The 10,597-nt window shown below is 38.2% G+C and carries 6 protein-coding genes; all 6 read left to right on the top strand.

The annotated features are described in order from the left end of the window. The first annotated feature begins 123 nt into the window (after positions 1–123). A complete protein-coding gene (locus AACZ30_RS10755; protein WP_339649294.1) occupies positions 124–693 on the top strand; it encodes a hypothetical protein in 570 nt (189 codons plus the stop codon). A gap of 300 nt (positions 694–993) precedes the next feature. Continuing rightward, positions 994–4,656 carry a phosphoribosylformylglycinamidine synthase gene (gene purL, locus AACZ30_RS10760; protein ID WP_339649295.1) on the top strand — a complete coding sequence of 1,221 codons (3,663 nt, stop codon included), beginning with the start codon at positions 994–996 and terminating at the stop codon, positions 4,654–4,656. 241 nt (positions 4,657–4,897) lie between these two features. Further along, positions 4,898–6,679 (top strand): long-chain fatty acid--CoA ligase, encoded by a 1,782-nt coding sequence (locus tag AACZ30_RS10765; protein WP_339649296.1) that lies wholly within the window; start codon positions 4,898–4,900, stop codon positions 6,677–6,679. A 162-nt stretch (positions 6,680–6,841) separates the two neighbouring features. Next, a complete protein-coding gene (locus AACZ30_RS10770; RefSeq protein WP_075327253.1) occupies positions 6,842–7,294 on the top strand; it encodes a MarR family transcriptional regulator in 453 nt (150 codons plus the stop codon). A 72-nt stretch (positions 7,295–7,366) separates the two neighbouring features. Then, on the top strand, positions 7,367–9,775 hold the full coding sequence (locus AACZ30_RS10775) for a 3-hydroxyacyl-CoA dehydrogenase/enoyl-CoA hydratase family protein (protein WP_339649298.1): 2,409 nt from the start codon (positions 7,367–7,369) through the stop codon (positions 9,773–9,775). Between the two features lie 64 nt (positions 9,776–9,839). Further along, positions 9,840–10,597 (top strand): beta-ketoacyl synthase N-terminal-like domain-containing protein (locus AACZ30_RS10780; protein ID WP_339649299.1); only part of this gene is annotated, 758 nt, incomplete at its 3' end.

Here is a 10,597-nt window from a genome sequence, read left to right on the forward strand (position 1 = left end):
AACCGGTTTTGACGGATTCTACATGGCACTTTTAGAAAAAAAGGCTTAAGGGTTTATACCCAAATTTTTTGATTGAATCAATTTCAGGTGGAATCCTTTTATTTTCCCTGAAATTGATTTTTGATGAAAAAATATTACTTTATACTCCTTTCTATACTTATTTATTCCTGTTCCGAAGATGAGTCTTCGGTTCCTGAAGAACTTCCACCAGAAAATAATTTTTCTACTGAAATCTTCTTTTCAGAATATATTGAGGGCACCTCCTTCAATAAAGCATTGGAAATTGTAAATCTTACAGGGGAAGATATCGAACTGGAAGCCGAAGCTTATTCAATTAAAAAACAATCCAATGGTGCAGGCGATTGGATGGGAGAAGTTATACTTCAAGGTAATATAGCTCACAATTCAACTTTCGTTATCGCTAATGAGTCGGCAGATATTTCTGAAATCACTTCTAAATCCAATCAATTAAAAACCGGTGCTCCCTTAGATTTTAACGGTAACGATCCTTTAGGACTTTTTAAAGATGGAGAATTAATAGATATAATTGGAACACATAACAATTCCGATGATTTTGCCAAAGACCAAACATTAAGAAGAAAACAATCTATAACCGAACCTTCTATTGAATACAATTTCGAAGAATGGGAAGTATTTGAAATGAATACTGTAGATGGCCTGGGTAGCTATTGAATTATGAAAAAAAAGCAAAGAGTTATGTCATTGCGAGCGAGGAACGAGCGCGGCAATCTTTTGATTTTAGTAACCCGCCAATTTTAAAAGGAAATTATTTGAAAAATTACAGATTGCCGCAGTGGTCTAAAAAGACTCCTTCGCAATGACAGTACTTTAAAGGAGCAATCCTTATAAATAAAAATCGATTCATGAATTCGTGGCAAACTCCCCAACAATATTTTCTGTATTAACTTCCTGAAATATTTCCTTTAAAAAACCTAAATTTGTGCTTACTCGAACAACACAAAACAACATAGAATGATCCTTTTCTTTGGAGACCAGGCCACCAAGGTTTTTGCGGTAGAAACGCATACCAATCTTACGGCTCAAGACATCACAAAATTAAACTGGCTTTTTGGCAATACACAACAAATCAACAAATCTGCTCTGGCAGATTTTTTTGTTGGGCCCCGTGCCGCAATGATCACGCCCTGGAGTACCAACGCGGTAGAAATTACCGAGAATATGGGCATCCACGGAATGATTAGAATTGAGGAATTCTTACGAATCGATAAGAATTATCACGATTTTGACCCAATGCTTTCCCAGAAATACGAAGGTTTAGACCAGGATATTTTTGATATTCATATCAATCCCGAGCCGATCATTGAAATTGATGATATTGCAGCTTATAACCAGCAGGAAGGTCTCGCACTTAATGTAGAAGAGGTTGCTTATTTACAGGGATTAGCCGATAAATTAGGCCGAAAACTTACCGATTCTGAAGTATTTGGATTTTCGCAGGTGAATTCTGAACATTGTCGCCATAAGATCTTCAACGGTACTTTTGTGATTGATGGAGAAGAAAAACCAAGTTCGCTGTTTAAAATGATCAGGAAAACTTCGGAAGAAAATCCGAACGAGATCGTTTCAGCATATAAGGATAATGTAGCTTTTATAAATGGACCCCGAGTGCAACAATTTGCGCCAAAACTTCCAGACGTTCCTGAATTTTACGAAAACAAAGATTTTGATTCGGTAATTTCCATAAAAGCCGAAACCCACAACTTCCCTACTACAGTAGAACCTTTTAATGGTGCAGCAACTGGAAGCGGGGGCGAAATTCGCGACCGACTTGCCGGTGGAAAAGGTTCTTTGCCTTTAGCCGGAACTGCGGTTTATATGACTTCCTACTCAAGGCTTGATAAAGATCGAAAATGGGAAAATGGGATGAAAGAACGAAACTGGCTGTATCAAACCCCAATGGATATTTTAATCAAAGCTTCTAACGGCGCTTCAGATTTTGGAAATAAATTTGGGCAACCTTTAATTTCCGGTTCTGTATTGACTTTTGAGCATTCAGAGCATCAAAGAAATTTAGGTTACGATAAAGTAATTATGCTGGCCGGAGGAATTGGTTACGGAAAAGCCGAACAGGCGCAAAAAGATATTCCGAAGAAAGGAGATAAAATTGTTATTCTCGGTGGTGAAAATTATCGGATTGGAATGGGCGGTGCAGCGGTTTCTTCAGCAGATACCGGGGAATTTGGAAGCGGTATTGAATTAAACGCTATTCAAAGAGCCAACCCAGAAATGCAAAAGCGTGCTTCTAACGCGGTTCGAGGAATGGTAGAAAGCGAAGAAAACCCTATTGTTTCTATTCATGACCACGGTGCCGGCGGGCATTTAAACTGCCTTAGCGAACTCGTAGAAGAAACTGGAGGAAAAATAGATTTAGATAAATTACCGGTTGGTGATCCTACTCTTTCAGCAAAAGAAATCATAGGAAACGAATCCCAGGAAAGAATGGGCTTAGTAATTGGCGGGGAAAACTATGAAATCTTACGTAGGGTTTCAGAACGCGAGCGCTCCCCTATTTATCAGGTTGGCGATGTGACCGGCGACCACAGGTTTACTTTTGAAGGGTCAAAATCTAAACAAAAACCAATGGATCTAGAGCTTTCTGATATGTTTGGAAGTTCACCAAAGACCATAATGGAAGATAAATCGGTAAATCGCATTTATGAAGATGTAGTTTATTCTTCAGAAAATATAAAAGATTATTTAACGCAGGTGCTTCAGTTAGAAGCAGTAGCCTGTAAAGATTGGTTGACCAACAAAGTTGACCGCTGTGTAACCGGGCGTGTAGCTAAACAGCAAACCGCAGGACCATTGCAACTTCCGCTGAACAATTGCGGTGTAATGGCTCTGGATTATAACGGAAAAGAAGGTGTGGCAACTTCAATTGGGCATTCCCCGGTTTCTGCATTAGTTGATCCTGTTGCGGGTTCTAAAAATTCAATTGGCGAGGCGCTTTCCAATATTATTTGGACACCATTGGAAAAAGGATTAAAATCTGTTTCTCTTTCGGCAAACTGGATGTGGCCCTGTAATAATGAAGGTGAAGATGCCAGGCTTTATGAAGCTGTGCAAGGGGTTTCAGATTTCGCGATCTCGCTGGGAATAAATGTTCCTACCGGAAAAGATTCGCTTTCTATGAAACAGCGCTATAAAGACGGCGAGGTTCTTTCGCCGGGAACGGTGATTATATCTGCAGCCGGGCATTGTGATGATATTACGAAAGTTGTAGAGCCTGTTTTACAGAAAAATGGTGGGGACATTTATTACATCAATTTGTCACAGGACAATTTTAAACTTGGAGGATCTTCTTTTGCGCAAATCCTAAACAAGGTTGGAAAAGAAGTTCCAACTATTAAGGACAATAAGAAATTTGCTGATGCTTTTTATAACATCCAGGGCTTAATAAAGCAGGATCTAATTGTTGCCGGGCACGACGTGGCTTCCGGTGGATTAATTACCACGTTTTTAGAAATGTGTTTTGCCGATAATAATCTTGGTGCTGAGTTAGACCTTTCAGCATTAAATGAAAAAGACAGCGTTAAATTGCTGTTTAATGAAAACTGCGGAATTGTATTCCAGGCAAAAGATGATACGGCTGAAAAAGTACTGAGCGATAACAAAATTGAATTCTTTAAAATAGGAAATGTAACTGAAGGAAACACGCTTAAAATTAAAAACGGTTCAGAAAACCTGAATTTCAATATTTCTGAACTACGTGATGTTTGGTACAAAACTTCTTTCCTATTAGATCAAAAACAAAGTGGTGTAGATAAAGCCACAGAACGATTCAATAATTATAAGAATCAGCCGCTTGAATTTAAATTTCCGGGGAATTTTACGGGACAACTTCCTGTTGCACCTAACAGCAAAAGAATTAAAGCAGCGATTATTCGGGAAAAAGGTTCTAATTCTGAACGTGAAATGGCCCGCGCAATGCATCTTGCCGGTTTTGAGGTTAAAGATGTGCATATGACCGATTTAATCTCGGGCAGGGAAACCCTGGAAGATATTCAGTTTATAGCAGCCGTAGGAGGATTCTCAAATTCAGATGTTTTGGGAAGTGCAAAAGGTTGGGCAGGAGCTTTCTTATATAATGAAAAAGCTAAAAATGCTTTAGATAATTTCTTTAAAAGAGAAGATACCTTATCGCTTGGAGTATGTAACGGTTGCCAGCTTTTTATTGAGTTAGGATTAATAAATCCAGACCACGAAAAGAAACCGAAAATGCTTCATAATGCATCGCATAAATTTGAATGTAATTTTACTTCCGTAGAAATTATGGAAAACAAATCGGTGATGCTATCTACACTTTCAGGAAGTAAACTCGGTATTTGGGCTGCTCACGGTGAGGGGAAATTTAGCTTTCCTTATAAAAAGGAACATTATAATATTGTAGGAGAATACGGCTATGATAAATATCCAGCCAATCCAAATGGCTCTAACCACAATACAGCTATACTTACCGACGATACCGGAAGACATTTGGTTATGATGCCGCACTTAGAACGCTCTACTTTTCCCTGGAACTGGGCCTATTACCCAAAAGACAGAAAAGACGATAAAGTAAGTCCGTGGCTTGAAGCCTTTGTGAATGCCAGAAAATGGTTAGATAAAAAATAAATTTTCTTCAGCATTATTTAAACGCCCAATGATATTTTTATTGTTGGGCGTTTCTATTTTAATTCAATGATAATCAAATTAATAAATAGCCTTTTAAGTATAATTTGGTTCTAAATAGAATAGCTATATTCTTTAAAGAATTTATATTCTTAGTAATATATCTATGTTTATTTTAATATTTCAATTTGAAATAGGCTACAAATTTGCTATTTTGCAAAGTATATAATAATGCTACACCCAAATGGATAAACCAACAAGACTTTTTGACTTTCCTTATTTTCAACTGGAAAAACACGCTTTAGATAAGTCGTTAGTCACAAAATATAATGGAGAATGGAAAGCACTTTCCACCCAGGAATATATTGATAAGGCAAATGCAATAAGCCGTGGATTATTACGATTGGGTATAAAACCAAACGATAAAATTGCTATAATTTCTACGAGTAACCGTACAGAATGGAATGTAATGGATATTGGGGTTTTGCAAACAGGTGCGCAAACTGTACCTATTTATCCTACAATTTCTGAAGATGATTATCAATATGTATTAGATCACAGTGAAGCCGTTTTTTGTTTTGTATCAGATAAAGAAGTACTGGATAAACTAAATTCCATTAAACACGATACCAAACTTAAAGAGGTTTATACTTTTGATGAAATAGAAGGTTCTAAAAACTGGACTGAAGTATTAGAGCTGGGAGACGATAAAAGCAACCAGGAAGAGGTTGAACAATTAAAGAAAGCGGTTAAGCCAGATGATCTGGCTACTTTAATATATACTTCAGGAACTACAGGGAGGCCAAAAGGAGTTATGCTTTCCCACAATAACCTGGTGAGTAATGTAATGGATAGCTCTAAGCGCGTTCCTTTTGAAAGAGGAACTTATGTAGCGCTTAGTTTCTTACCGGTTTGCCACGTTTTTGAAAGAATGATACTTTATTTATATCAATATTATTCAGTATCAATTCATTTTGCAGAATCTATAGAAAAAATTAGCGATAACCTCAAGGAAGTAAAACCCCACGTAATCACAGCAGTTCCGAGACTTTTAGAAAAAGTCTACGATAAAATTATTGCCAAAGGTTCTACTGTTGGTGGCGTTAAGCAAAAAATATTTTTCTGGGCTGTTGAGCTTGGTTTAGAATATGAGCCATACGGACAAAACGGATGGTGGTATGAAACCCGCCTTAAACTGGCCAGAAAACTAATTTTCTCTAAATGGAAAGAAGGTTTAGGCGGAAATATTGAATTGATAGTTTCTGGATCTGCAGCGCTTCAACCACGCCTGGCCCGTGTTTTTGCCGCGGCCGATATTCCGGTAATGGAAGGTTATGGATTAACCGAAACTTCCCCGGTAATTGCAGTAAACGATCAAAGAAATAAAGGTTTCAGAATTGGAACGGTAGGAAAACCTATAGATAATGTAACAGTAAAAATTGCCGAAGACGGTGAAATTCTTGCGAAAGGACCAAACGTGATGCTTGGTTATTATAAAGAGCCAGAAAAAACAAAAGAAGTATTAAATGGCGATAACTTTTTCCATACCGGTGATATTGGTGAGCTGGATAAAGATGGTTTCCTAAAAATTACCGATCGTAAAAAGGAAATGTTCAAAACGTCTGGAGGAAAATATGTAGCGCCACAAATTATTGAAAACACGATGAAACAATCTCGTTTTATCGAACAAATAATGGTGATTGGTGATGGCGAAAAAATGCCGGCAGCACTTATTCAGCCAAATTTCGAGTTTGTTGAGGAATGGGCCAAACGTAAAAATATTGATATTGGTGATGGCTCTGAAAAGGCTATTGCTGAAAACGATCAGGTTAAAAACCGTATCCAGGAAGAAGTAGATTTCTATAACGAGAAATTTGGGAAATGGGAACGCGTAAAAGTTGTTGAACTTACCCCGGAAGTTTGGGGAATTGAAGAAGGCCACCTTACTCCTACCATGAAATTAAAACGTAGAAATATTAAAGACCGTTATATGAAATTATACGAGAAGATATATAGACCTTCATAATTACAGATTATTTATAACTTAAGTTAAAACCCTTCTTTTCGAAGGGTTTTTTTATGCATTTCTCATAAACTTGCTCAAATAATAGAATGTCCTGATTATTTATTCCATTTTATTATGCGTGCATAATATATTTTTCTTAACTTTGAGAATCAACATTCAAAAATGAAGGAAAAGACCATAGATTATGTTTTACGTGCCACCTGGATGGCGGTATCAAAAATGTATAATGAAGAAGCCGGTAAGGCCGGCAGCACAATGTCTACCGGTTTTGCACTTTTAAGCATAGACCCCGAAAACGGAACTCCTTCTACCTCGCTTGGTCCTAAAATGGGAATGGAAGCGACCAGCTTATCCCGAATCCTTAAAACTATGGAAGATAAAGGATTAATTCTGCGTAAAAAAAACCCAAAAGATGGTCGCAGCGTCCTTATTTATTTAACCGATTTTGGCCGGGAAATGCGGGAATATTCCAAAAAAGTGGTTCTACGCTTTGATGAAGCCGTAAAGGAAAACGTTTCAGAAGAAGATCTAAAAACCTTTACAGAGGTAGCTAATACAATTTTAAACCTTATTTCTGAAAAGAAAATTTATAAAGAAGAAATTAAAATTGAATAGACCTCGCAGGTTCACAAACCTGTACAATTAAGTTAATAATCGAAAACCTTATAGTAAAACCAGATAAAAATTATGAAGAGAAGAATTAATAAAGTAGCGGTAATCGGTTCCGGAATTATGGGAAGCGGTATTGCCTGCCACTTCGCCAATATTGGCGTAGAAGTTCTCTTGCTGGATATCGTCCCGCGGGAACTCAATGAGAAAGAGAAGAAAAAAGGACTCACTTTAGAAGATAAGGAAGTTAGAGACCGCCTGGTAAATGAATCTTTGCAAGCTTCTTTAAAATCCAAGCCCTCTCCTATTTATCATAAAGATTTTGCCAATCGTATAGAAACCGGAAATATGGAAGATGATATTTCTAAAGTTTCTGAAGCAGATTGGATTATAGAGGTAGTAGTAGAACGCCTCGATATTAAGCAACAGGTGTTTGAAAAACTGGAAAAACATCGCAAAAAAGGAACACTTATAACTTCAAATACTTCGGGAATTCCTATTCAGCAAATGAATGAAGGACGAAGCGAAGATTTTCAGCAACATTTCTGCGGAACGCACTTCTTTAACCCACCGCGTTACCTGAAATTATTTGAAATTATACCGGGACCAGATACAAAACCGGAAGTTCTGGATTTCCTAAACGAATATGGCGAAAAATACCTTGGTAAGAAATCGGTATTAGCTAAAGACACTCCGGCTTTTATTGGAAACAGAATTGGTATTTTCAGCATTATGAGCCTTTTCCATATGGTTAAAGATATGGATATGACCATAGAGGAAGTAGACAAACTTACCGGGCCGGTTATTGGTCGTCAAAAATCGGCTACTTTCCGTACGGTAGATGTAGTTGGTTTAGATACTTTGGTACACGTAGCCAACGGGCTTCATAAAGGTGTGCCAAACGATGAGGCGAACGATCTTTTTGCGTTACCAGATTTTATCCAAACAATGATGGATAACGAATGGCTGGGTAGCAAAACCAATAATACCGGTTTTTATAAAAAAGTAAAGAAAGAAGATGGCTCCAGTGAAATCAAGTCTTTAGACTTAGATAAAATGGAATATCGCGATAGAAAAAGCGCGAAATTCGATGTGTTGGAACAAACCAAAACTATAGATAAACTTGAAGACCGCTATGAAGTTTTAGTAGGTGATAAAGGAAAAGCAGGTAAATTCTACCGTAAAAACTTTGCGGCATTATTCGCTTATGTTTCTAACCGAATTCCAGAAATTTCAGACGAACTTTATAAAATCGATGATGGTGTAAAAGCCGGATTTGGTTGGGAGCACGGCCCATTCCAAATGTGGGATGCTCTTGGAGTAAAGAAAGGTGTTGAGATGATGAAGGCCGAAGGTAAAGAGCCGGCGGCCTGGGTAAATGAGATGCTGGAGAACGGTAAAGATTCTTTTTACACAGTAAAAGAAGGTAATACCTATTATTACGATATTCAGAAAAAAGATTATACAAAAATTCCTGGTCAGGATGCGTTTATCATTTTAGATAACATTCGCGAATCAAAAGAAGTGTTCAACAACAGCGGGGTTGTAGTTGAAGATCTTGGCGATGGAATATTGAATGTAGAATTCCGCAGTAAAATGAACGCCATTGGTGGTGATGTTCTAGACGGCATCAATAAAGCCATAGATATGGCCGAAAAAGATTACCAGGGATTAATAATTGCGAATAACGGAAAGAACTTTTCTGTAGGTGCAAACATTGGGATGATCTTTATGATGGCCGTAGAGCAGGAATATGAAGAGCTTAATATGGCGATTAAATATTTCCAGGATACGATGATGCGTATGCGCTACTCCTCTATTCCTACGGTAGCTGCGCCACATTCGATGACACTTGGTGGCGGATGTGAGCTTTCACTACACGCCGATAAAGTTGTGGCAGCAGCCGAAACTTATATTGGTTTGGTTGAATTTGGCGTTGGGGTAATTCCCGGCGGAGGTGGTTCTAAAGAAATGACCGTTCGTGCCGCAGATACTTTTGAAAAAGATGATGTAGAATTAAACCGATTAAGAGAACATTTCCTAACTATAGGGATGGCAAAAGTTTCCACTTCGGCCCACGAAGCTTTCAATTTAAATATTCTTCAAAAAGGAAAAGATATCGTAGTGGTGAATCAGGAACGCCAATTAACAATCGCCAAGAAACACGCTTTGTTGATGGCCGAGAATGGATATACAAAACCAATTCACCGTACCGATATAAAAGTGCTTGGGAAACAAGCTTTAGGAGCTTTCTTAGTAGGAACCGATCAAATGAACGCTGGAAAATATATTAGCGACCACGATAAGAAAATCGCTAACAAACTGGCTTATGTAATGGCCGGTGGCGATCTATCTGAACCACAAATGGTAAGCGAACAATACTTGTTAGACCTGGAAAGAGAGGCTTTCCTATCGCTAACAGGAGAACGCAAAACCCTGGAAAGACTTCAGCATATGTTGAAGAAAGGGAAACCACTAAGAAATTAAGAATTATAAATGTTGAATTTTGAATGAATAATCATTCGAAATTTAAAATTCAAAATTTAGAATAATGAACAAAACAGCATACATAGTAAAAGCATACAGAACGGCCGTGGGGAAAGCTCCCCGTGGGGTGTTCAGGTTTAAGCGCCCAGATGATCTGGCTGCAGAAACCATAGAATATATGATGAAGCAATTACCCGATTTTGATAAAACCAGGATCGATGATGTAATTGTTGGGAATGCGATGCCAGAAGCAGAGCAAGGCCTTAACGTTGGGCGTTTAATCTCATTAATGAGTCTAGACACCGATAAGGTTCCCGGAATGACGGTTAACCGTTATTGTGCTTCCGGACTCGAAACTATCGCGATTGCTTCGGCTAAAATCCAAAGCGGAATGGCCGATTGTATTATCGCCGGTGGAGCTGAAAGCATGAGCTATATTCCAATGGGAGGTTACAAACCAGTTCCTAATTACAAAACTGCTAAGGAAGGCAATGAAGATTATTACTGGGGAATGGGACTTACTGCTGAAGCCGTAGCCGAGAAGTATAAAGTTTCCCGGGAAGACCAGGATGAATTTGCTTTTAATTCCCATCAAAAAGCTTTGAAAGCTCAGGAAGAAGATCGCTTTCAGGACCAGATTGTACCTATAGATGTTGAAGAAACTTTTGTAGGGAAAGACGGTAAAAAGCAAACCAAAACTTATACGGTAAATAAAGACGAAGGTCCGCGTGCCGATACCTCTAAACAAGTTTTAGGGAAACTAAGATCAGTTTTTGCTGAAGGCGGAAGTGTAACAGCAGGCAACTCATCACAAATGAGTGA

It is taken from the genome of uncultured Salegentibacter sp. (assembly GCF_963972535.1).
Taxonomy (GTDB): Bacteria; Bacteroidota; Bacteroidia; order Flavobacteriales; family Flavobacteriaceae; genus Salegentibacter.

Excerpts from the sequence above, each read along its gene's own strand:
- AACZ30_RS10755 (WP_339649294.1), top strand. The coding sequence starts at position 124 with ATGAAAAAATATTACTTTATACTCCTTTCTATACTTATTTATTCCTGT.
- AACZ30_RS10775 (WP_339649298.1), top strand. The coding sequence starts at position 7,367 with ATGAAGAGAAGAATTAATAAAGTAGCGGTAATCGGTTCCGGAATTATG.
- AACZ30_RS10765 (WP_339649296.1), top strand. The coding sequence starts at position 4,898 with ATGGATAAACCAACAAGACTTTTTGACTTTCCTTATTTTCAACTGGAA.
- purL (WP_339649295.1), top strand. The coding sequence starts at position 994 with ATGATCCTTTTCTTTGGAGACCAGGCCACCAAGGTTTTTGCGGTAGAA.
- AACZ30_RS10770 (WP_075327253.1), top strand. The coding sequence starts at position 6,842 with ATGAAGGAAAAGACCATAGATTATGTTTTACGTGCCACCTGGATGGCG.